Raw genomic sequence first — 22,872 nt, forward strand, 5'->3', positions numbered from 1 at the left:
CCAGCACTACGAACGGGCGGTCGCTGACCCGGGGGGATCGGGCGCGCGCCAGGAGCTGGCGCCGCACCTTCGGCGGCATTTCCACGCGCAGGGCGGCCACGCCGGAAAACGCGTTGCGGCCGTGAGCCGGGGACGGTCATGATCTCGGCATGACGTACTGACGGACCACCCCGACGGCCCCGTGGCGATCTCGCCCGGCGGTGCCGCATGTCCGCGTCTTTCCGCCAGCTACGTGAAGTGAGCGAATCCTTGTCTTCCCAGCACGCCAGTGTGTCCGTTTTCGCGTCGGAGTCGAGTTGGATCGAGTCGGATGCGCTCGACCAGTGTCGCCAGGTGGCGGCGCTCGACGGCATGGTGCACGTCGCCGCCATGCCGGATCTGCATCCGGGTAAGGGGGCGCCGATCGGGGCGGCGATGTCGTCTCGGGTGCTGTATCCGTTCCTGGTGGGGTCGGACATCGGGTGCGGGATCGCGGTGTTCCCGATCAGGGTGAAGCGGCCGGTGCCGGAGCGGCTGGCGGCCAGGTTCCCGGACCTGGACCGGCCGCTCGATCCGGACGACGTGGAGAGCGAGATTCCCGCGGGGTACGTGGAGCAGCTCGGCACGGTCGGGCGCGGCAACCACTTCGTCGAGCTGGCGCGGGTGCGGCAGGTGCACGACGAGGCGCACGCCGCGCGGCTCGGGCTCGGCGCGGACGACCTGGTGCTGATCGTGCACAGTGGATCGCGCGGCCTCGGCGAGCGGATTCTGCGCGCGCACACCGAGGTGCACGGCGCCGGTCCGGCCGCGGACGTGCACGGCTACCTCGCGGCGCACGACGACGCGGTCCGGTGGGGTTCGCTGAACCGGCGGCTGATGGCGGCGCGCGTCGCGGAGGCGCTGGGCGCCGCGGTGGAGGACCCGATCGTGGACGAGTGCCACAACTCCGTGTCCGTGGTGGACGGCCGTTACCTGCACCGGAAGGGCGCGGCGAACGGCGACGGGCGGGACGTGCTGGTCGCGGGCACCCGCGGTACCGCCTCCTACCTGGTGGCCGCGCACGCGGGCCCGGACGCGAACTACTCGGTCGCGCACGGCGCCGGGCGCAAGATGTCGCGGGCGGACGCACTGCGCCGGGGTAGGGCGAAGCACACGGTGGAGGAGCTGCGGCGCACGCCGGTCGGGTCCTACGTGGTGTGCGGCGACCGGCAGCTGCTGTTCGAGGAGGCGCCGACCGCGTACAAGAAGATCGAGCGGGTGATCGACGACCTGGTGGAGTTCGGGCTGGCCACGCCCGTGGTCAGCACCCACCCGGTGGTCACCTACAAGACCGCGGACCGGGGTGGCCGGCGATGAACCTGCTGGTGTCGGCGGGCCGCGGGCCGCTGGAGTGCTCGTGGGCGCTGGCGCACCTGGTGCGCCGCCTGGAGGCGGAGGCGGCGCGCCGGAAGGTGACGGTCACCCGCGTGCAGGAGGTGCCCGGGGATCGGCCGGGTACCTACCGGTCGATCCTGCTGTCCGTGTCGGACCCGGCGTTCGCGGCGGCGTGGACCGGCACGCTGTGCTGGCAGGCGCCGTCGCCGTTCCGGTCCACGAGCCGCAAGAACTGGTACGTCATCGCCGCGCCGGTCGCCACCGCGGCCGAGCGGACCGTGTTCGACGAGGCGGACGTGGAGATCGTCCCGATCCGCACCGGCGGGCCCGGCGGCCAGCACCGCAACAAGGTCAGCTCCTCGGTGCGCGCCACGCACCGCCCGACCGGGCTGGTGGTGGTCGCGGACACCGAGCGGCGCTTCGGGCTGAACCGGCAGGCGGCGCTGCGCCGGCTGCGGGAGCGGATCGAGGCCGGCGATGCCGCGGCCGGCGAGCGGCTGAAGACGCGGCGCTGGGAGGTCCACGACGACCTGATCCGCGGCAACCCGATCCGTACCGAACGGCCGTAGCCGCGCCTACGCTGCATGGCGTGGTCCTCAGTATCGACTTCGGCACGTCGCACACCACGGCCGCGGTGTCCACACCGGAGGGCGGCGCGACGCCCGTGCTGTTCGACGGCTTCCCGCTGCTGCCGTCCGCGGTCTGCGCGGCCGGGGACCGGCTGTTCACCGGCCGGGACGCGGTGCAGTGGGGCGGCAGCCGGCCTGAGGCGTTCGAGCCGTGGCCGAAGCGGCGCGTCGACGACGGCGTGCTGCTGCTCGGCGACCGGGAGGTGCCGGTCGCCGAGGCGATCGGCGCGGTGCTGGCCCGGGTCGCGGCGGAGCATCGCGGCGGCGTGGGCGAGCTGGTGCTGACCCATCCGGCCGCGTGGGGCCCGCACCGGCGGGCGGTGCTGACCGCGGCGGCGCACCGGGCGGGCCTGCCCGCGCCGCGCCTGGTGCCGGAGCCGGTCGCGGCCGCGCAACGGCTGGTCACGACCGGCCACGACGTGCCGGCCGGGCACTGCGCGATCGTGTACGACTTCGGCGGCGGCACCTTCGACGCCACGGTCCTCACCCGTACCGCCGGCGGTTTCGCGGTGGTGGCCAGCGAAGGGCTGCCGGACGCGGGCGGGCTCGACGTGGACGAGGCGGTGCTCGGCGTGCTCGCCGCCACGCTGCCGGACCCGGACGGGCGGTGGCCGCGGCTGCTGGCGCCGTCCGGCCCGGCGGACCGGCGGGCCGCGCGGCAGCTGCGCGAGGAGGTGCGCGGCGCCAAGGAGATGCTGTCCCGCACCGCGTCCGCGTCGGTGTACGTGCCGCTGCTGGACCGCGAGGCGGTGCTGGGCAGGCCGCAGTTCGAGCTGGTGGCCCGGACCGTGATCGAGCGGACCGTGACGGCCACCCGGTCGGCGCTGCGGGCGGCGGGCCCGGACGCGGGCCCGCTGGCCGCGATCTTCATGGTGGGCGGGTCGAGCCGGATTCCGCTCGCCGCCACGATGCTGCACCGGGCCTTCGACGTGGCGCCGGTCGTGCTGGACCAGTCGGAGCTGGTGGTGGCGCTGGGCGCGGCCGAGCCCGGCACATCGCCGCCATCCTCGCCGCCGGCGGAGAGGCCGGCGGAGAGGCCGGCGGAGAGGCCGGTGGAGAGGATGGCGGCAGAACCGGCGGAGAGACCCGTGGAGAGGCCGGCGGAGGAACCCGTGGAGGCGCCCGCACCCCGGCCCCCCGAACCCTCGATCGGACGGGACTTCGCCGTGCTGTTCGGGCTGATCGTGCTGTTGTTCGCGATCATCTGGCTGGTGACGCGGGAGAGCTGAACCACTTGTTGTATGCATCGTTGCATACAACCCGGTAGCGTCGTGGCACATGACGGCGACGCTCACCGCCCCGGCCCCCGCGCTCACGATCACCGCACAGCGGCGCCCGTGGATCTCCGTATACGCCGTCATGTTCTTCTCCACCTGGGCCGGCAACCAGTTCAGCCCGCTCCTGCTGCTCTACAAGCAGCGTGAGCACTACTCCGCGCTCGCCGTCAACGGCTTCCTCGGCGTCTACGTGCTCGGGCTCGCGCCCGCGTTCGTGCTCAGCGGCGCGCTCTCCGACCGGTACGGCCGCCGCCCGGTCATGTTCGGCGGCGTGCTGGCCGCGCTGGCCGCCAGCACCGCGCTGGCGTTCGGTGGGACCGGCCCGGTGATGATCTGCGTCGGGCGGCTGCTGGCCGGCATCGCGGTCGGCACCGCGACCTGCGTCGGCACCTCCTGGCTGAAGGAGCTGTCGCAGGGCGTCTACGACCCGCGCGCGGACGCCGGCGCCGGTGCCCGCCGCGCCACCACCTCGTTCTCACTCGGGTCCGCCGCGGGCGCGCTGGTCGCGGGCCTGTTCGCACAGTGGGGCCCGTGGCCGCTGCAACTGCCGTTCGTGATCCACGTGCTGCTCACACTGCCGTTCGCCTGGCTGGTGCTGCGTGCGCCGGAAACCGCGGTCACCGTCGGCGCGCCCACGCGGTCGCGGGTGCCCACCGCCGGGCACCCCCGGTTCGTCCGGGTGGTGATGGTGGCCGCGCCGTGGCTGTTCGTGGCGCCGTCGGTCACGTTCGGATACCTGCCGGTGCTGCTGGAGGAGACCACGCCCGGCGCCGGCATCGCGTACGCCACGCTGCTCACCGTCCTGGCGCTCGGCGTCTCCGCCCTCATCCAGCCGTGGGCGAAACGCCTGGTCACGACGCGCACCGGTCCCGGCCTGGTGGCCGCGATCCTGCTGATCACCGCGGGCGTGACGCTGGCCGCGATCGCGGACCACGCGCGCTCCTGGCCACTCGGCCTGCTCGTGGCCGTGGTGATGGGCTGCGGCATCGGCGTCGGCATGGTCTGCGCGATCCTCGAGGTGCAGCGCATCGCCGGTCCGGGCGACCTGGCCGCGCTCACCGGCGTCTTCTACGCGATCGCGTACACCGGCTTCCTGACGCCCGCCGTGCTGGCCGCGCTCACCGGCGCACTCGGCAGCACCGCACCGCTGCTCGGTGTGGCCACGCTCGGCCTGCTCAGCGCCCTGCTCCTGATCATCGCCCACCGCCGGACCCGCTGAACGACCACACGAGCATCCACCGGTACGAACGCCCACCGTTCCACGCGGCACGGAGCCTCCCCGGCCGACATCCTTCGATGGATGCCGGAACGCGTGGTACGGACGGCCGACCCTGCGCGGGCGACATCGCGTCACCGTGCCCCGACCACTCAGTTGGGCGGGCGAGGGACGGTCGCGACGACGGTGGGGTGTGGGCAGACGTGGGCTTGTGGCGGCGCGGCGGACACCGGACCAAGGGCGAGCACGACGAGGTGGTGATCCTCGGGCGCGAGGTCATCGCCGGTGCGTACCCCGCCGAGTTGGTCGCCTTCGACGACGTGGCCTGCGAGCTGCGCCGCGGCCGGGCCTCGTCCGCGCGACGGCCACGCCCACCGGTCGCCGCGTCCGGCTCGATATCCCCCGCGCTGCTCGGCGTGCTCCAGGCGCTGTCCGCCGCGTTCGGCACCGGCACCCCCGGCCCGCTCCCCGAACCGGCCCGCCGCCGCGTGGCCACGCTGCTCAACCGCCGCCCCGGCGCGACCGCCCTCACCCCCGCCGAGGAGACCGCGGTCCGCGACACCCTGGTCGAGGCCGCCGTCTCCCGCCACTCCCTCAGCCGCGACGACGCGGAACGCCTCGGCAGCGCCGTCATCGCCACCCTCCGCCTCCGCGGCGACTGCCGCCGCTGACCACTCCCGGCCGTCACGGCCCCAGCCTGCGGGCGGCGATGCGGACCAGGTCGTGGAGCCGGTACCGCCCGTCCGCCGCGGGCGCGAGCAGCCCGGCGCCGCGCAGTTCCTCGATCGCGGGCGAGGCCTCGGCGGGCACCTGACCGGGCGCGTGCGCCAGGCGGTGGATCACCGACCGGGCGTGCGCGGAGAGCCGGCCGAACGACGTCGCGAGCGCGGCCTCGACGGACAGGTCACCGGCGGACAGCACCGCGAGCCGCCGGTCCTCGTCGGCGAGCCGGTCCGCCAGGTGGGCCGCCGTCCCGCCCGGCCGCCCGGTGAGCCGGTTCCCGGCGATCCGCAGCGCCAGCGGCAGGTGCCCGCAGTAGTCCGCGACCGCCGCCATGGCCGCATCGGCGGGCGCGCCGGTGATCGCCGCGAGCAGCGCGACCGATTCGCCCGCGGGCAGGGGGCCCAGCGGAATCCGCACCGCGCCGTCGATCCCCGGCAGCGGCGACCGGCTGGTGATCACCAGGGCGGCGCCGGCCCGCGGCGGCTCCGGCGGGAGGTCCCCGGCGACGTCGTCGAGGACGATCAGCCGGCGGCCCCGTGCCCCGGCCGCGAGCGTCCGCCGCAGCCGCCCGGCCACGTCGACCGCTCCACCGGCCTCCGCGCCGGACCGCGACGGCCGGGTGCCCCGGCAGTCGAGGAACGAGACGCCGCCCGGAAACCGGCCGGCCGTCCGGGACACGGTGTGCACCACCAGCGCGGTCTTGCCCACCCCGGCCATCCCGTGCACGATCACCGGGGCGCCGTCCCGCACCGCCCGCGCAAGCAGCTCGGCCGGTTCCGTACGCCCGGTGAAGTCGGGCACGGCGCGCGGCAGCGCGAACGCGTCCTCCGGCACCGCCCGCGCGACCGCCGCGGCCTCGGTCAGGACCGCGCGATCGTCCGCGCCCAGTCCGAGCGCGCCCGCGAGCGCGTCGAGCGTACGGTCCCGGGCCGTGCTCTGCCCGCGCTCCAGGTCGCCGAGGGCGCGCACGCTGATGCCGGACGCGGCGGACAGCTCGTGCAGCGTCAGGCGGGCCGCGTGCCGGTGGGCGCGGATCAGCACGGCGAGGGGTGGCGGGTGCACATCGGCTTCCTGGGTTCTCGGAGGGGCTCCGCCAGCCTGCCGGGACGGTACGCTCCCGGGCTTGAGTACGACGACTGCGCCCGCTACTGCGATGGCAGAATGACGTCGTGCCCGCCGCCTCCGACCCGCTCCTGTTCGGACGCGACGACGAGCTGTCGGTGCTGGAGCGGCTGGCCGCCGACGCGGCCGGGGGCCGGGGTGGCGCGCTGGTCATCCGCGGCGAGCCCGGCATCGGCAAGACCGCGCTGCTCGACGCGCTGGAGAGGGCGGCGGCGCGGCACGGCATGCGGGTGCTGCGGGCGGCCGGGACGGAGAGCGAGTCCCGTCTGCCGTACGCCGCGATCCACCAGCTCATCCACCCGCTGAGCGCGCGCGTCGGCGACCTGCCGCCCGCGCACCGGGCCGCGCTGCGCACCTCGCTCTGGCTGGAGGACGGCGAGCCGGACGTGTACGCGGTCGCGCTCGCGCTGCTCGAACTGATCACCGAGGTCGCCGCGGACCGCCCGGTCGCACTGCTCCTCGACGACCTGCACTGGCTGGACCGGGCCAGCCTGGACGTGCTCGGCTTCGTGGCCCGCCGGGTGGCGACCGAGCCGGTCCTCGCGGTCGGCGCCACCCGCACCGTCGCGCTGGACGGCCCACGGCGCCGCACCGGCCTGCCGGACACCGAGCTCGGCCGGCTCGACAGCGTGGACGCGGCCGCGCTGCTGGACGCCCGGGCGCCACGACTGCCGCACGCGGTCCGGCAGCGGCTGCTCGCCGAGGCCGCCGGCAACCCGCTGGCGCTGGTCGAGCTGTCCAAGACCGTGGCCGCGGAGACGCCGGCGGACGGCACGTTGCCGCTGAACCACCGGCTGGAGGCCGCGTTCGCCGCCCGCGCCGCCGGGCTCGGCGCGCGCGCCGCCGCGCTGCTGCTGGTGCTGGCCGCGGACACCACGTGCGACCTGCGCCGGCTGCTCGCGGCCGCGTCCGCCATCCGCGGCGAGGAGGTCGGGCTGCCCGACGCGCAGGACGCGATCGACGCGGGCCTGATCGAGGTCGCCGGCGCGGCCATGCGGTTTCGGCACCCGCTGATGCGCTCGGCCGTCTACCAGCGGGCGTCCATGGTGGACCGGCTGGCGGCGCACCGCGCGCTCGCGGCCCAGCTCACCGCCGTGCCGGACCGTCGCCTGTGGCACCTGGCCGCGGCCGCGATCGGCACCGACGAGTCGCTCGCCCGCGAGCTGGCGCAATACGCCGACCGGGCCCACCTGCGCGGCGGCACCATGTCGGCGGTCGCCGCGCTGCGCCGGGCCGGCGAGCTGACCGACGATCCGCGTACCGCCCGGTCGCTGTTGCTTCGCGCGGCCGAACTGGCCAGCGAGGTCGGCGCCCGGTACGAGGTCGAGCAGCTGCTGGCCGGCGGCGACCTGACCGGGCTCGGGCCGGTCGAGCAGGCCCGGCTGACGAACGTGACGGAGGTGGTCCGGTACGGCCGCTACCGGGACCCGCTGCAGCGCGTGCGCGACCTGACCGGCATCGCGGTCGCGGCGCACCGGGCCGGCCGGCCGGAACTCGCCATGCAGGTGCTGTGGCGCGCCGCGTCCCGCTGCTTCTTCCAGGCGACCGGGCCGGAGACCGCGGAGGCCCGGGCCACGGTCGCCGCGCTGGTCGACGACGCGGCGCCGGGTCCGGACGACCCGCAGGCGCTGGCGATCCTGGCGTACACGGTGCCGGAGGAGCGCGGCCACGAGGTGCTGGAGCGGCTGCGGCGCGCCACCGCGGACGGCCCGGACGCGATGCGCTTCCTGGGGAGCGCATCGCTGGTGCTGGGCGACTTCGCCCGCAGCTGCGAGTGCATCGACGTGGCGGCCGCCGACGCGCGCGCCCAGGGCCGGCTCGGCGTGCTGGCCCGGCTGCTCGGCGGCGGCAACTGGGGCCGGCTGTGGCTCGGCCAGTGGGACACCGCGCACGCGGAGCTGACCGAGGCCCGGGCGCTCGCCCAGGAGACCGGCGAGGCGTTCTACGAGGTCGCCGCGCAGACCAGCATCGCCGCGATCACGGCCATGCGCGGCGACCTCGACCACGCCACCGCGCTGCTGGACGAGGTCGCGGCCAGCCCGCTCGCGGCCGGCATGCGCTACATCCAGGTCGCTCTGGCCCAGACGCGCGGCCTGGTGCACCTGTTCCGGGGAGACGCGCGGGAGGCGTACGCGACGCTGGCGCGGACGTTCGATCCGGCGCATCCCAGCTACCACCGGTACATGCGCTGGTGGCTGGTGCCCGACCTGCTCGACGCGGCCGTGGCCGCCGGCCGCCTGGACGACGCCCGTGCGCTGATCGCCGGGCTGCCCGAGCTGGCCGGCCGCGTCGGCGCGCCGATCCTGGTGGTGGCCGCGCAGTACGCGGCCGTCGTCACCGGCCCGGACCCGGAGCCGGACGTCTTCACCGGCGAGCTCGCGCGCTGGCCGGTCTACCGGGCGCGCCTGCAACTGCACCTCGGCGGCCGGCTGCGCCGCCGGCACCACACCCGGGCCGCGCGGGATCTGCTCCGCGCGGCCCGGGACACGTTCGACGCGCTCGGCGCCGGCCCGTGGTCCGAGACCGCCCGGGCCGAGCTGCGCGCCACCGGCGAGCAGAGCCGCCGGCGCGTCTCATCGGCGCGGGAGCAGCTCTCCCCGCAGGAGCTCCAGATCGCCACGCTGGCCGCCGAGGGGCTGACCAACCGCGAGATCGCCGAGCGCCTGTTCCTCTCGCACCGGACGATCGGCTCCCACCTGTACCGGATCTACCCGAAGCTGGGCGTCACCCGCCGCGCCCAGCTCGCCGCGGTGCTCGACGGCGGGTGACGCCGGCACGCCACGGGCCGCGCGAACGGACTCGCGCGGCCCGTGGTCACGAGCGGGTCAGCGCGCGTGGCGCTGCGCCCAGTCAAGGGCGGTGTCGGCGATCCGCTCCCAGCCCGGCTCGGCGCACGTCCAGTGCGAGCGGCCCGGGAACTCGACGTAGTCTGTGACCGTGCCCTCGCCGCGGTAGTGGTGGGCGTTGGAGCGGTTCACCGACGGCGGCATGATGTGGTCCGCGCCGCCGGCGATGAACAGCAGCGGGGCCCGATTCGGGTTGCGGTAGTCGACCCAGGTCTCCTGCCTGCCCGGCTTGAAGTTGGCGATCAGGCCGTACGACCAGACCCAGCTGCCCGGCGCCGGGATCGCGTACCGCTCGTAGGCGGCGCGCGAGTCCGCTTCGGACAGCGTGTTGGTGAACGCGTACCGCCACTGCTCGTGGGTGAAGCCGGCGGCCCGATGGCGCTTGGCCGGATTGTTCAGGATCGGGAACAGCGACCGGATCTGCGACGGCGGCGTGACCCGGATGCCCTCGGTCGGCGCCGAGTTGATCACCACGCCGGCGGCGCCGTGGCCGCGATCCAGGAGCAGCTGCGTCAGCGTACCGCCGAAGGAATGGCCCATGATGATCGGCTTTTCCGGCAGCGCGGTGATCACTTTTTCCAGGTGGGCGACGGTGTCCGGCACGGTCAGCGTAGCGATCGGCGTCGGGTCCGCGCGCAGCGCCTCGACCTCCACCTCGAAGCCGGGGTACGCCGGGGTGATCACGGTGTGGCCCTTCGCCTCGAAGTGCCGGACCCACCCCTCCCAGCTGCGCGGCGTCACCCACAGCCCATGAACCAGAACAATGGTGCTCATGCCGTACACCCCTCCTCGCTGCCGATACGCCGTGGTCGGCGCTGAGCCGATGATTCGCTCGCAAGCTCGCTCATGCCGGACCCCCCTCCACGCTCCCGATACGCCGTAGTCGGCGCTGAGCCGATGATTCGCTCGCAAGCTCGCTCATGCCGTCCACTCCCTTAGAAACGCGAGCAGGTCGGCGCCGAGCTGCTCCTTGTGGGTGTCGGTGATGCCGTGCGGTGCGCCGGCGTAGACGATCAGCTCGGCGTCCTTGATCAGGGCGGCGGACCGCTTGCCGCCCACGTCGAACGGCACGACCTGGTCCGCGTCGCCGTGGATGACCAGCGTCGGCACGTCGAACCGGGCGAGGTCGTCACGGAAGTCGGTGGCCGAGAACGCGGCGATGCACTCGTAGGCGTTGCGGTGCCCGGACGCCATCGACTGCAGCCAGAACGCGTCCCGCACGCCCTGCGACGCGGCGCCGCCGAAGAACGGCCCGGCCGCCAGATCACGATAGGTCTGCGACCGGTCGGCCAGCGACCCGGCGCGGATCGCGTCGAACACCGTGACCGGCACGCCCTCCGGGTTGTCCGGCGTGCGCAGCATGAACGGCGGCACCGCGGAGACCAGCACGGCCTGCGCGACCCGGCCGGTGCCGTGCCGCCCGATGTACCGCGCCACCTCGCCGCCGCCGGTGGAGAACCCGACCAGCGTCGCGTCCCGCAGGTCCAGCGAGTCCAGCAGCGCGGCGAGATCGTCCGCGTAGGTGTCCATCTCGTTGCCGTGCCAGGTCTGCGTGGATCGGCCGTGCCCGCGCCGGTCGTGCGCGATCACCCGGTAGCCGTGCGCGGCCAGGTACAGCGCCTGCGCCTCCCAGCTGTCGGAGTTGAGCGGCCAGCCGTGCGACAGCACCACCGGGCGGCCGCTCCCCCAGTCCTTGTAGAAGATCTGCGCGCCGTCCTCGACGGTGACGAAAGGCATGATCAACGACCCTTCGAGACGGTACGGGCGGCGAGCGCGATCAGGTCGGCCGTGACCCGCGGCTGGGAGATCATGGCGACGTGCGAGGCGCGGATCTCGACGGTGCGCGCCCCGGCCCGCGTCGCCATGAACCGCTGCGCCGCGGCCGGGATGAGCTGGTCGTCGCGCGCGACGAGGTACCAGGACGGAACCTGCCGCCAGGCCGGCGCGCCGGACGGCTCGCTCAGCGTGCGTGTGTCACCGGGCCGCTGCGTCGCCCACATCAGGTCGGTGGTGGCGGTCGGCAGGTCACCGGCGAACACCTCGCGGAACGCGGCGGCCTTGACGTACCCGTCGTACCCGCCGGGGTGCGGCCGGACGTCCAGCTGCGCCTCGCCGAGCCTGGTGCCGGGGAACAGCACCTGGAGGTCGTGCACGGTCTCGCCGGCGTCGGGCGCGAACGCGGCCACGTAGACGAGCGCCTTCACGTTCGCGTTGCCGGTGGCCGCGTTCGTCAGCACGAAGCCGCCGTACGAGTGCCCGGCCAGCACGATCGGGCCGGGCACGGTGGTCAGGAAGTCCGCCAGGTAGGCGGCGTCGGACGCGACGCCGCGCAGCGGATTCGGCGGTGCCAGCACCGGGTAGCCGTCGCGGCTCAGGCGGCGGATCACCTCGGTCCAGCCGGACGCGTCCGCGAACGCGCCGTGCACCAGCACGACAGTGGGTTTGGGCCCGGTGCCGCCCGCCGCGGCCGGGACCGCGGTCGTGGCGGTGAGGACGCCGGCGGCCACGACGGCCGCCGAGCCGGCCAGCACCGTACGCCGGGGTAGTTCGCTCATGAAATCGCTCTCCTGAGGCGTCTGCGATCGATACGAGCCACATGCAACCAGCGGACGCACCGGCGAACCATGCGGAACATTAGGCGGAATGGGAGCGGTGCCACGGCTCCTCGGCGCGCAGCCGGCCCGCCGCGTACAGCCGGATCAGCTCGTGCATGCGGTAGCGGTCCGCGCCCTCCGGCTGCAGCAGCCCCGAGTCGAGCAACTCCTCCAGCAGGTCCTCCGCGGTGAGCGGGTCGTACCCGGCCAGGTCGGCGGCGCCGAACGGCTCGGTCGGCACCCACGCCAGCCGCCGGAACAGCGTCCGGGCCGGCCCGCCGAGCCGTTCATAGGAGACGGCGAACGCGGCCTCGACGCCGGTGTCCTCCGTGCTCAGTGCCGTCAGGCGGCGATCCGCGTCGGCGAGTTCCGCGATGAGCCGGCCGGTGCCGCCGCCGGCCAGCCGATTCGCCGCGAGCCGCAACGCCAGCGGGAGATGCCCGCAGAGCCGGGCGACCGCGACGAGTTCCTCCTCCGTACCGGGTTCAGCGCCGGCCGTGCGCAGCAGCGCGACCGCATCCGCGAGCGGCAGCGGCGTCACCGCGCACCGCCGGACCGCCGCCAGGCCGCCCAGCGGGCGCCGGCTCGTGATCAGCACGCTGCCCGCGCCCGGCAGCAGCTCGCGGACCTGCGCCTCACCGGCCGCGTCGTCCAGGACGAGCAGGCACCGCCGCCGGCCGAGGAGCGCGCGCAGCTGCCCGGCCCGCTCGTCCGCGTCGGCCGCGATCCGTCGCGGCGGCACGCCCAAGGCCCGGAACAGCACCGCCTGCACGTCACCGGGCGCGGCCGGTTCCGGCGCGGTGCCGCGCAGGTCCACGTGCAGCGCGCCGCCCGGGAACCGGTGCCGGTGCAGCTCCGCCGCGCGGATCGCCAGCGCGGTCTTGCCCACCCCGGGCGGCCCGTGCAGCACCGTGACCGACGCGGGCGCCTCGGTCGTGACCCGGTCGCCGAGCACGGCCAGTTCGGCCTCCCGGCCGACGAACTCGGCGGTACGCCTGGGCAGCTCACCGGCGCGCGGCCGGCCCGCCGGCACGCCCGGGTCCCAGCCGGCGCGGGCCAGCGCGGCGAACGCGGCCGCGTCGCCCGGGCCCAGCCGGAGCGCCGCCGCCAGCGCCGCGACCGTGCGGGCCCGCGGTGCCCGGTTGCGGCCGCGCTCGGTGTCGCTGATCGCGCGCACACTCACGCCGGACGCCCCGGCGAGCGCCTCGATCGTCAGGCCCGCCCGGATGCGCAGGTCACGAAGCCGATCCCCGAACACGTCGTGCACCGGACGACGCTATCGGCGGACGACCCCGGCGCCCTCGGCCCTCGCTGCGCGACCGTCGGCTCACCGTGCATGATCATCACCGGGCGGCCGGCGCAGCGCGCTGGGCAGCACGCCGTACCGTGCCTTGAACCGGCGGGTGAAGTGGGTCGGGTCGCGGAACCCCCAGGCGCGCGCGATCGCCGCCACCGACCGTCCCCGGCTCTCCGGCCGCAGCAGCTCGTGCCGCGCCGCGCGCAGCCGCTCCCCGATGATCCACTGCTCCAGGCTCAGCCCCGCGTCCGCGCACACCTGGTAGAGGTGCCGCGGCGACACGTGGTGCGCCGCCGCGATCATCGCCGGGGTCAGGTCCGGGTCCGCGAGCCGGGCCCGCACGAACGCCCGCACCCGCGTCAGCAGCGTCTCCGCCATCGCCCGCCGCGTGCCCGGCCCCGGCCGCGCCACCGAGGCCAGCAGCGCCCGCACCAGCTCCACGCTCGCCGTGGCCACCCCGGCGTCGCCGGCCAGCCGCGCCGGATCGCGGGCCAGATGTCCCACGTGGTCGGTCACCATCCGGTAGTACGGCGACGACCTGATCTGGGGCACCGCGCCGCGCACCACGTCCACCGGCAGTCCCAGCCGGTCGAACGGGATCTGCACCGCGCCCGCCGCCCCGTCCCCCGACCACGAGTAGTCGTACGCCCCCGACAGGTCGACCGCCAGCAGTTCCCCCGCCGGCACCCGCCACCGCCGACCCGCCTGCTCGATCCGCCCCTCCGCCGTCAACTGCACCGACAGCGCCAGGACCGGCATCGCCTCCCGCCGCGCCAGCCGCTCCGTCCGCAACAGCCGAATCCCCGACGACCGGTGCGTGAACACGTTCCCGTCGCCGTGCTCCCACACCTCCAGCCGCGCATGCCCCGGCCCCGCCTCGTCCTCATGAATCACCCGGCACGGCGCCGACGCGTACATCATCGCCGCGTACACCGCCTCGGCCCGCTCCCCGGGCGTCAGCCCCTCGGTATCCAGAACAAACGTCATCGTGGCCGCCTCCGCCGTCGCCCGAGCCATAGTCTGCACCCTCCGCGCGGGCCGGACGCACGGGCCGCGAGCCCGCAGCGTTGTCCGGCCGATTCAGCAATCGGGGAAGGGAAGATCACCTCAACGGGTGAACAAGGCCAGGCCGATGTCATCAATGGCGTCCGCGCTGACCGTCATGGTCGCCCACAACGGGCGACTCGCTCGGCACGTGGGAGAAATGCGAAAGCGGCGACCGGAACGACCGGCGGCGGCAGGCCCGCACCTGCCGCCGCCTTCGGGGGTGGGGTCAGGTCGTGGGTCGGCGGCGGCGGTGGAGGGTGCCGAGGGTGACGTCGAGCAGGAGGAAGGCGGCGAGGCTGAGGCCGAGCAGTGGGAGGAACCAGCCGGCCGCGAGCGTGACGGCGGCGAGTGCGAGCAGTGCGGGCCAGGGCAGGCTACGGAGGCCGGCGGGTGGGAGGAGTGGGCCGGGGCGCCGGCGGGAGACGCTGGTGGGGCGGCGCTGCCACCACATGCGGTAGCCGAGGACGACCAGGGTGGTCAGGCCGGCGGCGAGGAGTGCGAGCGCGAGCTGGTGGGGCAGGCCGAAGAGGGCGCCCATGTGGAGGTCGACGCCCCAGCGGGCCAGCTTGGCCATGAACGGGTAGTCGGCGAAGCGGACGGTGTCGGTGACGGCGAGCGTGGCCGGGTCGACGGCGGCGGCGTCGACGGAGGTGGGGTACGCGCGGTCGACCTCGGTGACGGTCCAGGCGCGGGACTCGCCGGTGGGCACGCCGATCTCGACCTGGTCGGAGTCGATGTCCGCGAGGCGGGCGGCGCCGAGGATGGCGTCGATCTGGGTGGGGTCGGCGGCGCCGGGCGGTGGCGTGACCTGACCGCCGTGGCCGGCGTGGGAGTCGCCGGTGGACGGTGCGGCGGCGGGGCCGAGCGCGGTGTCCAGCGACGGGGTGGACCAGCCGAGCTGGGCGCGGAGCGCGGTGACGTTGCCGCCGGCGTACTGGGACCAGGTCAGGCCGGTGGCGGAGAGCGCGAGCAGGCCGGCCAGGAGCCAGACGCCGAGGAACGCGTGCCAGCCGCGGGTGCGGGCGCGGCCACGCGGACGCCGGGGTACGAACGGGCCGCGGCGGGCGCGGCCGAGCCGGAGCGCGAGGCCGCCGAGCGCGACCACCCACAGCCAGGAGGCGGCGAGCTCGCTGTAGAGGCGGCCGGCGTCGCCGAGGTGCAGCGACCGGTGCAGCTCGTCGATCCAGGAGCGGACCGGCAGCGCGCCGCTGGTGCCGTAGACGGTGGCCTGGCCGAGCACGCGCCCGTCGGCCGGGTCGATGAAGACCGCGTGACGATACGACTCGGGGAACGACCCGTCGTCGAAGATCACCCGGGTGGTGCCGCCCTCGGGCGCGGGCCGCACCGCGACCAGGCCCTGCACCTCCGTGGCCCGCTGCGCGACCACGACCTGCTGCACGAGCGGGATCGCGACCGGGCCGCCCTCCAGCAGGTCGGCGTAGACGGCCTTCTCCACCTGCGGGCTGAGCGCGTAGAGGCCGCCACTCAGCGCGGCGACCAGCAGGAACGGGCCGATCAGGACGCCGGCGTAGAAGTGCAGCCGGTGGACCAGCGGCCGGAGAGCGGCCCAGGTGCCGGGCCGCGCCGGTGCGCGCGTGATCTCGACGTCGACCGCCGTGCCGGCGCGCTCCGGGGGTGTCACGCCGTCCACACCGTGCCGCGCGCCTGGTACTCCAGCGCCTCCTCGACCTTGATGGCCACGTCCGCGTGCAGCTCACGCCCGATCAGGTGCAGCGCGAGGTCCAGGCCGGAGGTGATGCCGCCGGCGGTGACCAGGTCGCCGTCGTCGACCACGCGCGCGTTCTTGATCACGCCGCCGCGCGCGGTCACCTGCGCCCGGGCGACCGTGTGGGTGGTGCAGGGGCGTCCGGTGAGCAGTCCGGCGGCGGCGAGCAGGACCGCGCCGGTGCAGACCGACGACATGATCAGGCCGGGGCGGCGGGCGGCGGCGAGCGCGTCCGGGAGCGCACCGTTGTTGATCTCCGCCCAGATGCCGGGCTCGTTCGGCCGGCCGCCGCCGGGGACGATGAGCACGTCCGCCTCGTGCGGCCGCCAGCCGCGGTCGACCGTCACGCGGGTGCCGAACGCCGCGGTGATCGTGCGTGGCCGGCCGAGCACGGTATAGCCGGTGTCGACCGGACGCTCGCTGTACCACCCGGCCAGCGAGAACACCTCCTGCGGCCCGATGAAGTCCTGCTCCTCGACGCCGTCGAACAGCACGATCCGGACTCGGAGCGGCCGGGTCGCGGCCTCGGCCGGTCTCGCGCCGATCAGCGTCCCCACGCCCGCGACCGCACCCGTCGCCAGCACTGTCCGTCGGTCCATCGATGACTCCTCCACAGCGGATCACTGCACCGGTAGTCGGCGGAACGGCCGCCGTGGTTCCCACGTAACCGCGACATTGACATCAAAGCACGTCGATGCCTAGGGTGCCCGAAAAGGTTTTCGGCGTACGAAGGGGTACGAATCATGAGAAGCATGCGAAGACCGGCGCTGCTGGCGGCCGCGATCGCACTGGCCACGGCGGTCACCGGCACCATGGTCACGCCGGCACCGGCCGCACCGGCACAGGCGACCGCGGCCGGCGCCGCCGAGTGGAACCCGCCGGCCCACCTGAGCGCCGCGCTGGACCGGGTGTGGCAGCACCAGGAGGACACGTACGGCAACCTGTACGGGTTCCGCAACTACATCTGGGACCAGCTGATCGCGGCGCGGGGCAGCATCAACTACTGCGTGCGCTGGGACTCCAGCGCGCCGGTGAGCGCCGCGCTGCGCGACCAGATCGAGGTCAAGCTCGGCCAGCAGTTCAACAAGTGGATCGCGGCGATGGCCGGCTTCGACGGCTTCCCGTACACGTACGTGCCGGTGAACGTGGTCGGCTGGGCGGTGCGGGACCGCAACACTCTCCAGTGGACGGACGACTCGGTCGACGTCTATGTCGGCGACATCCGGGAGAACGCGCCGCAGTGCGCGGAGCCGTGCGGGCGCTTCTTCAACCAGAACGGCCAGTACCCCAACTGCCCCGGCGGGTACGCCCATCACTACGACATGTCGCTGTGGCTCACCGCCGGCATGGGCGGCGGCGCGGGCGGCGACTGGGGCCAGCGGGTGGGCAGCGAGTACTTCGTGAACTCGATCAACCAGGAGAACCAGCACATCCTGCTGCACGAGATCGGCCACGGCCTCGGCCTGGACGACTTCTACGACTGGGACCCGGGCGTCGGCGGCTTCCTGATGAAGGCCGGCTCCGCCACCATGATCACCGAGTTCGACACGTGGATGGCGCGCGACTGGTGGCGCCACCTCAAGAGCCGGTACGGGCTATGACCGACGCGCCACCCCGGTGGACTCGCGCACGATGAGCCGGGTCGGCATGCGCACCACCCCGGCGGCCGGATCACCGTCGAGCGCCGCGAACAGCGCCTTGACCGCGGCGGCACCGAGCTGTTCCAGGTTGAGGTCGACGGTGGTCAGCGGCGGGCGGCACTCGGCGGCGATCACCTCCCAGTTGTCGTAGCCGACCACGGCCACGTCGTCCGGCACCGCGCGGCCGAGGTCGCGCAGCGTCTCGGTCGCGCCGTACGCGATCTGGTCGCTGCCGCAGAAGATCGCGTCCACGTCCGGGTGCGCGGAGAGCAGCATCGCCGCCGCGTGCCGCCCCCACCGCTGGGACCACTGGCCGAACAGCGGCTCCCCCACCGGGTCGAGGCCGGACTCCCGCAGGACCGCGCCGAACGCGGACGCGCGGTCCCGGGCGGCCCGGTAGCCGTGGTCGCCGGTGATGTGCGCGACGCGGCGGCGGCCCAGCGACACGAGATGGCGGGTGGCCAGCCGGGCGCCGCCCGCGTCGTCGGCCACGATGGACACGTCGGCCGGGTCGTCGGACTCGCAGTAGACGTAGACCACCGGGACCGGAATGTCGCGGGTCAGCGACGGGCGCACCTCGTTGGCGTCGCCGAGGATGATGAAGCCGTCCACCTGCCGGGCCAGCAGCGTACGGATGTAGTGGCGGCGGCGGATCGCGTCGCCGCGCGCGTCGCAGAGCAGCACGCTCATCTGCTCGTCGCCGAGCGCGTTCTCCGCGCCGAGCAGCACCGGGATGGTGAACCGGGCCGCGGACAGCTCGTCGGTGAGCAGGCCGATCGTGCGCGTGTTGCCCGAGATCAGGCCGCGGGCCAGCACGTTCGGCTGGAACTTGAGCTCGTCCGCGGCGGCCTGCACGCGCTGCCGGGTGGCGGCCGCGACCTCGCCACGCGCGTTGAGCGCCTTGGACGCGGTGGCGACCGAGACGCCGGCGAGCCGTGCCACGTCGGTGAGGGTCACGGCCTGCGCCCGCTGCCTCGCCACGCGTACCCCCATGGTCGAAAGCTTTCGGATCAGCATAGCGGCCGGGACGGTCCCGCAATCGCCCCGACATAGACCGTTGACAGTGGATTAACGCGGGTGCCACGATGCCCGAAAACGGTTTCGGACGCGCTGGGGGCCGATCCTTGGCGCGCGGGCCGGCGGCGGTGCTCGTGGTAGTCTCGCCCGTCCAACCGTCCGTCCTGCGCACTCGGAGTGCCGGATCCGTGACCGGCGGCATGGCGCATGCCCTGCCTGATCCTCCAGCGAGGATGCGTCGGTTGCATGGCCGGCGCGCCGCTGAGGCTTGACCCTGACACGGTGACAAGGTCTTGACTGCGCGGTATGCAGACGGACATGGTGCGCGCGCTGGGCAGTGACAATCCGACGGTGCGGCTGCGTGCCGCGCTGGCGGTCGGCACCCGGCCGGAACCGGCGCTGATCGGCGCGCTGATCGGGCGGTGCGCGGTGGAGCCGGACTTCTCCGTGCGGGAGACGCTGACCTGGGCGCTCACCCGGCACCCGGCGTCGCTGACCGTGCCGCGGCTGATCGACGAGCTGGCCGCGGAGGGCGCGCAGGCGCGCAGCCAGGCGCTGCACACGCTGTCCAAGATCGGGGACCGGCGGGCGTGGCCGGCCATCACGCGCGCGCTGCTGACCGACGCGGACGACGAGGTGGCGCGCAGCGCGTGGCGGGCCGCGGTGGCGCTGGTGCCGGACGGCGCGGAGGCGGGGCTGGCCGAGGTGCTGGCGACCCAGCTCGGGCGCGGCGGGCGGGACGTGCGACTGAGCCTGAGCCGGGCGCTGATCGCGCTCGGCGACGCGGCCGAGCCGGTGCTGCGCGCGGCGGCGGGCGCGGCCGACCCGGGCGTGCGCCGGCACGCACTCGCCACAGAACGGCTGGCCGAGGACCCGGAGGCCGGGTTCGACGTCGCGCGCGGGGAGGCGGCGCGCATAGTTGCCCTCGGAGCATCGGACGGGGGTGAGCGATAGGTGCTGATCGGTGAGGTGGCGCGCCGGTCCGGGGTGAGCGCGCGCATGCTCCGGCACTACGAGTCGCTGGGCCTGGTGCGGCCGACCGGGCGCACCGGCGCCGGCTACCGGGAGTACTCCGGCGAGGACATCCGGCGAATCCTGCACATCGAGATCCTGCGCTCGCTCGGGCTGTCGCTGCGCGAGGTCGGGCGCGCGCTGGACGATCCCGGCTTCGCGCCGTCCGCGCTCGTCGACGACCTGGAGCGGCGTACGCGGGACCGCATCGCGGCGGAGACGGAGCTGCTCACCCGGCTGCGCCGGATCGGGGCCGCGGAGCCGGCCGGCTGGGAGGACGTGCTCCAGACCGTGGCGCTGCTGCACGCGCTCGGGTCGGAGAACGCGGCGAAACGGCAGCGCGCCGCGCTGTCACCCGCGCCGGAGGCGCCGGTGGACGCGCTGGTCGAGGCCGCGCTGAGCGAGTCGGATCCGAACGTGGCCGGCGCGCTGCGCTGGGCGCTGGCCCGGTCCGGCGACGACGCGCTCGCGCCGCTCGCCGACGGGCTGGACTCGCCGGAGGCGCGGGTGCGCGACCGCGCCGTGCGGGCCATCGCCGAGATCCCGGGCGACGCCGCGACCGCGCTGCTGCGCGACGCGCTCACCCACCCGGACCCGGCGATCCGCCGGTACGCGGCGCTGGCGCTCGGCCCGCGCGGCGCGGCCGAGGCGGTTCCCACGCTGATCGACATGATCGTCGAGGACGTGCGGGACGCGGAGGCGGCGGACGCGCTCAGCGCGCTGGCGGGCGACCCGGCGACCGCGGAATCGATCGCCGCCGGGCTGGCCGGCCGGGCCGTCGGCGGTACCGTCCCGCCCGCGGCGCGGCTGCGGCTGGCGCAGGCGCTCGCGGACATCCCGCGCGAGACGGCGTCGCGGGCGCTGGCGGAGCTGTCCAGGGACGAGGACCGCGCGGTCGCGCTCACCGCCACGTACATCCTCACGCGCCGCGGCGACGCCCCGGCGTGACGGCCGCCGGTCAGTCCGCCACGGAGATCGCGGCGGCCGGGCAGATCGCGGCGGCGTGCCGCACGTCCGCGGCATCGCCCGGGTCCGGCCGGTCGGTGAGCAGCGTGACGATGCCGTCCTCGTCGCGCTGGTCGAAGACCTCGGGGGCGGTGATGACGCACTGCCCGGAGCCGATGCAGCTGTCCTGATCCACGGAGAGCCTCATCGGATCAGTCAACGCCGATCAACGGTGCCGGTCAAGCGACGCCCGGCTACTCGAACCGGACACCGTCGATGGTGACGGTGCCGCGGCCGCCGTACCAGAAGCCCATCGCGAGCTGGCCCGGGCGGGTGGGGTCGATGCCGTTCGCGGCCATCGGGATGCGGATGTCACGGTACCGCGTGGTCACCGCCGGCCGGGCGCCACCGTCCAGGACGTACTCGCCGAGGAGCCGGGTGGTGCCGCCGAGGCTGAGGTGGAAGTGGGACTCCTCGCCGCCGGCATCGCCCCTGATCCGGACCACCAGGTGCGTGTACGCGGAGACGTCGGTGCCGACGTCGCTGCCGAACCAGCCGCAGTTGTCGTAGCGCAGCGTGAGCGCGCCGTCGGCGACCACGCCGCCGCCGTCGCCGTTGGCGAAGCAGTTGCCGCCGGTCCAGCCGCGCAGGTCGTTCCGGGCGTCCGCGGGATAGGCGGGCGCGCCGTCGAAGTCGTCGAGCGTCAGGCCGCCACCGGCCGGGACCGACGAGGTCGGCTCCGGCTCCGGCTCCGGCTCCGGCTCCGGGGCGGATGGTGCCGGAGTGCCGCCCGCACCCGGGTCGACGGCGAGGTTACCGAGGCCGAGCCAGCCGTCGCCGCCCTGGCTCGCGTTGCCGAAGCGCAGCTTCTTCGCCGCCGGACTGATCGCCTCCAGCGGGTTCCGCACCCGCAGCACCACCTGATAGGACCCGGCCGGTACGCCGGTGAGGTCCACGCCGGTCTGGAAGTACCGCGGGTGCCCGTGGTCGAGGTACGCCGCGCCCGCGTTCCAGTCCGGGAACGCCCGGATGCGCAGCGGCATGACCGTGCGCAGGTCCCACGAGGTGTCCCAGGTCTTCACCACCGTGCCGGCCGCGTCCCGGAGGCCGAGCGACATCGTCCACGGGTAGTAGAACGGCGCGACGCCCCGGTTCGCGATGGTGACCCCGACCGTGGCCGTGCCGCTCGCGCGGTCCGGCAGGTACGCGTGGGTGGCCGTCAGGTCGTACCCCATCAGCCGTACGGCCTCGGCCACCCGCGGATCCGAGGGGGCATAGCCCTGGCTGCCCTGGTTGATCTTCCAGGTGGTGTGCTCCAGCTCGATGCAGGCCCGCATGTCGTCGACCTGCCCGGAGCCGCCCGGCCAGGCGTCGAACGCGGTCCCCTGAATCTCCGGCCGCACCTCGCCGCCCATCGAGCTCGTCATCCACTTGTTCTCCACGCCCCGGTCGAGCGCGCGTTCCAGCTGCGAGTACGAGGCGCCGCCCAGGGATCGCGGCAACGTGACCCCGGCCGCGGGTGAGCCCTCCCGGTAGCAGAACGAGTCGTCGTGGTAGCCGATGTCGAGGTCGTCCGCCGCGCCGCCGGCCGACTCCGGATAGCGGATCTCCAGCTTGGTGACGTCGAAGGCGTCGTCGAACGCGCGCACGATCCGCGCGCCGCTGGCATCGGTGGGCATCAGGTTCGGGTGGCCGTCCCCGGTGTCCGCGTCGAACGGCCAGGTGTGCCACTCGCCCCAGAGCCCGACGATGCCGAGGTTGAGGAAGCCGATCCGCGGGTCGCCGTCGTAGCGGGCACCGAGCGCGCCGATGAACGCGGTGACCGCGTCCAGCAGGTACGGGCTGTCGTAGTCCGGCGAGACCGTTCCCCAGTGCGTGTTGGTCCGGTAGGCCACGTGCCCGTCGAAGCAGCGCGGGATCGCGTTGGCCGGGTGGCCTCCGGTGCCGCCCGGGTACTCCAGGTAGAACCGGATCGCGGCCTGGTTGCCGTATGACGCCATCTCGTTCAGCGCGCGGTCCACCACGGACCAGTCGTACGCGGCGCAGTTCCCCGCGTCCCGCATCACCTCGGACAGGCCGAAGTAGCTCCAGGACAGCGACCGCGGATAGCCCGCGTTCTGGTCCTCGCCGGGGACGTAGAACCGGGCGAAGCCCTTGAGCGGGTTGTCCAGCGGTCCGGGCGCGGCGGTCAACGCGTGCGCGGTCAGCGACGGGTCCGGTGCGGCCGGCGGCGCGGGCCGCTCGGGCACGCCGGACACCGCGGCGGCGGGCCGGGCGAACAGGTCGGCGGCGGCGCTGTGCGCGGCGAAGAGGGCCGCGAGCGCGAAGACCGCGCAGAGCGCGATCAGGCGGGCATGGCGCATGGCGGATCCTTCATACGGGTCGGCGGCTCACCGGCAGCCTATGGCGGTGAACCGCCGGCAACCGTA

Annotated in this window: 20 protein-coding genes; 9 read left to right on the plus strand and 11 right to left on the minus strand. The window is 74.7% G+C overall.

The genetic code is table 11. The features are described from left to right. The first annotated feature begins 207 nt into the window (after window positions 1–207). The 5 genes from J2S41_RS16530 to J2S41_RS16550 all read left to right on the plus strand — a co-directional run bounded on the left by J2S41_RS16530 (window position 208) and on the right by J2S41_RS16550 (window position 5,146). Window positions 208–1,335 (plus strand): RNA ligase RtcB family protein, encoded by a 1,128-nt coding sequence (locus tag J2S41_RS16530; protein ID WP_310368698.1) that lies wholly within the window; start codon window positions 208–210, stop codon window positions 1,333–1,335. Beyond that, on the plus strand, window positions 1,332–1,922 hold the full coding sequence (locus tag J2S41_RS16535) for a peptide chain release factor-like protein (RefSeq protein ID WP_310368699.1): 591 nt from the start codon (window positions 1,332–1,334) through the stop codon (window positions 1,920–1,922). Before J2S41_RS16530 ends, J2S41_RS16535 begins: the two co-directional genes overlap by 4 nt. A gap of 20 nt (window positions 1,923–1,942) precedes the next feature. Further along, a complete protein-coding gene (locus tag J2S41_RS16540; protein WP_310368701.1) occupies window positions 1,943–3,211 on the plus strand; it encodes an Hsp70 family protein in 1,269 nt (422 codons plus the stop codon). 49 nt (window positions 3,212–3,260) lie between these two features. Further along, window positions 3,261–4,478 carry an MFS transporter gene (locus J2S41_RS16545; RefSeq protein ID WP_310368702.1) on the plus strand — a complete coding sequence of 406 codons (1,218 nt, stop codon included), beginning with the start codon at window positions 3,261–3,263 and terminating at the stop codon, window positions 4,476–4,478. A 200-nt stretch (window positions 4,479–4,678) separates the two neighbouring features. Next, a complete protein-coding gene (locus tag J2S41_RS16550; RefSeq protein ID WP_310368703.1) occupies window positions 4,679–5,146 on the plus strand; it encodes a hypothetical protein in 468 nt (155 codons plus the stop codon). A 13-nt stretch (window positions 5,147–5,159) separates the two neighbouring features. Here the strand turns inward: J2S41_RS16550 and J2S41_RS16555 are convergent, their stop codons facing one another. After that, the gene (locus J2S41_RS16555) at window positions 5,160–6,260 is read right to left on the minus strand and encodes a helix-turn-helix domain-containing protein (RefSeq protein WP_310368705.1); all 1,101 of its coding nucleotides are present in this window, start codon (window positions 6,258–6,260) and stop codon (window positions 5,160–5,162) included. A gap of 107 nt (window positions 6,261–6,367) precedes the next feature. Here J2S41_RS16555 and J2S41_RS16560 point away from each other — a divergent pair, with 107 nt between their 5' ends. After that, window positions 6,368–9,088 (plus strand): AAA family ATPase, encoded by a 2,721-nt coding sequence (locus tag J2S41_RS16560; RefSeq protein WP_310368707.1) that lies wholly within the window; start codon window positions 6,368–6,370, stop codon window positions 9,086–9,088. Window positions 9,089–9,145: 57 nt separating this feature from the next. Here the strand turns inward: J2S41_RS16560 and J2S41_RS16565 are convergent, their stop codons facing one another. From J2S41_RS16565 to J2S41_RS16595, 7 genes are all read right to left on the minus strand, one after another. Further along, on the minus strand, window positions 9,146–9,940 hold the full coding sequence (locus J2S41_RS16565) for an alpha/beta hydrolase (protein ID WP_310368709.1): 795 nt from the start codon (window positions 9,938–9,940) through the stop codon (window positions 9,146–9,148). A 144-nt stretch (window positions 9,941–10,084) separates the two neighbouring features. Beyond that, entirely contained in the window at window positions 10,085–10,903 is an 819-nt protein-coding gene (locus J2S41_RS16570; RefSeq protein WP_310368711.1) for an alpha/beta fold hydrolase, read from the minus strand. Between the two features lie 2 nt (window positions 10,904–10,905). Then, complete coding sequence (locus tag J2S41_RS16575) at window positions 10,906–11,721, minus strand: alpha/beta fold hydrolase (RefSeq protein ID WP_310368712.1); 816 nt, start codon at window positions 11,719–11,721, stop codon at window positions 10,906–10,908. Window positions 11,722–11,800: 79 nt separating this feature from the next. Next, window positions 11,801–13,027, minus strand: coding sequence for a helix-turn-helix domain-containing protein (locus J2S41_RS16580; RefSeq protein ID WP_310368714.1), 1,227 nt, complete (start codon window positions 13,025–13,027; stop codon window positions 11,801–11,803). Window positions 13,028–13,087: 60 nt separating this feature from the next. Further along, complete coding sequence (locus J2S41_RS16585; protein ID WP_310368717.1) at window positions 13,088–14,074, minus strand: helix-turn-helix domain-containing protein; 987 nt, start codon at window positions 14,072–14,074, stop codon at window positions 13,088–13,090. Between the two features lie 256 nt (window positions 14,075–14,330). Continuing rightward, the gene (locus J2S41_RS16590; RefSeq protein ID WP_310368718.1) at window positions 14,331–15,746 is read right to left on the minus strand and encodes a PepSY-associated TM helix domain-containing protein; all 1,416 of its coding nucleotides are present in this window, start codon (window positions 15,744–15,746) and stop codon (window positions 14,331–14,333) included. Beyond that, window positions 15,743–16,429, minus strand: coding sequence for a DJ-1/PfpI family protein (locus tag J2S41_RS16595; protein ID WP_310368720.1), 687 nt, complete (start codon window positions 16,427–16,429; stop codon window positions 15,743–15,745). Before J2S41_RS16595 ends, J2S41_RS16590 begins: the two co-directional genes overlap by 4 nt. Window positions 16,430–16,582: 153 nt before the next feature. On the opposite strand from J2S41_RS16595, the gene J2S41_RS16600 reads away from it, so the two are divergent. Then, the gene (locus J2S41_RS16600; protein ID WP_310368722.1) at window positions 16,583–17,431 is read left to right on the plus strand and encodes a hypothetical protein; all 849 of its coding nucleotides are present in this window, start codon (window positions 16,583–16,585) and stop codon (window positions 17,429–17,431) included. On the opposite strand, the gene J2S41_RS16605 is transcribed toward J2S41_RS16600, so the two are convergent. Beyond that, the gene (locus J2S41_RS16605) at window positions 17,426–18,463 is read right to left on the minus strand and encodes a LacI family DNA-binding transcriptional regulator (protein ID WP_310368724.1); all 1,038 of its coding nucleotides are present in this window, start codon (window positions 18,461–18,463) and stop codon (window positions 17,426–17,428) included. The genes J2S41_RS16600 and J2S41_RS16605 overlap by 6 nt on opposite strands. Before the next feature lie 330 nt (window positions 18,464–18,793). Between J2S41_RS16605 and J2S41_RS16610 the strand changes: the two genes are divergently transcribed. Beyond that, complete coding sequence (locus tag J2S41_RS16610) at window positions 18,794–19,441, plus strand: HEAT repeat domain-containing protein (RefSeq protein ID WP_310368725.1); 648 nt, start codon at window positions 18,794–18,796, stop codon at window positions 19,439–19,441. Further along, window positions 19,442–20,446 carry a HEAT repeat domain-containing protein gene (locus tag J2S41_RS16615; RefSeq protein ID WP_310368727.1) on the plus strand — a complete coding sequence of 335 codons (1,005 nt, stop codon included), beginning with the start codon at window positions 19,442–19,444 and terminating at the stop codon, window positions 20,444–20,446. It abuts the gene before it with no gap. 10 nt (window positions 20,447–20,456) lie between these two features. Here J2S41_RS16615 and J2S41_RS16620 read toward each other — a convergent pair whose 3' ends face one another. Beyond that, complete coding sequence (locus J2S41_RS16620) at window positions 20,457–20,651, minus strand: ferredoxin (RefSeq protein ID WP_310368728.1); 195 nt, start codon at window positions 20,649–20,651, stop codon at window positions 20,457–20,459. 46 nt (window positions 20,652–20,697) lie between these two features. Further along, window positions 20,698–22,806 (minus strand): DUF4832 domain-containing protein, encoded by a 2,109-nt coding sequence (locus J2S41_RS16625; RefSeq protein WP_310368729.1) that lies wholly within the window; start codon window positions 22,804–22,806, stop codon window positions 20,698–20,700. Window positions 22,807–22,872: the final 66 nt, after the last annotated feature.

The sequence above is a fragment of the Catenuloplanes atrovinosus genome (assembly GCF_031458235.1).
GTDB lineage: Bacteria > Actinomycetota > Actinomycetes > Mycobacteriales > Micromonosporaceae > Catenuloplanes > Catenuloplanes atrovinosus.

What these genes read in the sequence shown, in the direction of transcription:
- J2S41_RS16530 (WP_310368698.1), top strand. Translation starts at nt 208, where the DNA reads ATGTCCGCGTCTTTCCGCCAGCTACGTGAAGTGAGCGAATCCTTGTCT.
- J2S41_RS16535 (WP_310368699.1), top strand. Translation starts at nt 1,332, where the DNA reads ATGAACCTGCTGGTGTCGGCGGGCCGCGGGCCGCTGGAGTGCTCGTGG.
- J2S41_RS16545 (WP_310368702.1), top strand. Translation starts at nt 3,261, where the DNA reads ATGACGGCGACGCTCACCGCCCCGGCCCCCGCGCTCACGATCACCGCA.
- J2S41_RS16565 (WP_310368709.1), bottom strand. Translation starts at nt 9,940, where the DNA reads ATGAGCACCATTGTTCTGGTTCATGGGCTGTGGGTGACGCCGCGCAGC.
- J2S41_RS16570 (WP_310368711.1), bottom strand. Translation starts at nt 10,903, where the DNA reads ATGCCTTTCGTCACCGTCGAGGACGGCGCGCAGATCTTCTACAAGGAC.
- J2S41_RS16575 (WP_310368712.1), bottom strand. Translation starts at nt 11,721, where the DNA reads ATGAGCGAACTACCCCGGCGTACGGTGCTGGCCGGCTCGGCGGCCGTC.
- J2S41_RS16585 (WP_310368717.1), bottom strand. Translation starts at nt 14,074, where the DNA reads ATGGCTCGGGCGACGGCGGAGGCGGCCACGATGACGTTTGTTCTGGAT.
- J2S41_RS16595 (WP_310368720.1), bottom strand. Translation starts at nt 16,429, where the DNA reads ATGGACCGACGGACAGTGCTGGCGACGGGTGCGGTCGCGGGCGTGGGG.
- J2S41_RS16600 (WP_310368722.1), top strand. Translation starts at nt 16,583, where the DNA reads ATGCGAAGACCGGCGCTGCTGGCGGCCGCGATCGCACTGGCCACGGCG.
- J2S41_RS16605 (WP_310368724.1), bottom strand. Translation starts at nt 18,463, where the DNA reads ATGGGGGTACGCGTGGCGAGGCAGCGGGCGCAGGCCGTGACCCTCACC.
- J2S41_RS16610 (WP_310368725.1), top strand. Translation starts at nt 18,794, where the DNA reads ATGCAGACGGACATGGTGCGCGCGCTGGGCAGTGACAATCCGACGGTG.
- J2S41_RS16620 (WP_310368728.1), bottom strand. Translation starts at nt 20,651, where the DNA reads ATGAGGCTCTCCGTGGATCAGGACAGCTGCATCGGCTCCGGGCAGTGC.
- J2S41_RS16625 (WP_310368729.1), bottom strand. Translation starts at nt 22,806, where the DNA reads ATGCGCCATGCCCGCCTGATCGCGCTCTGCGCGGTCTTCGCGCTCGCG.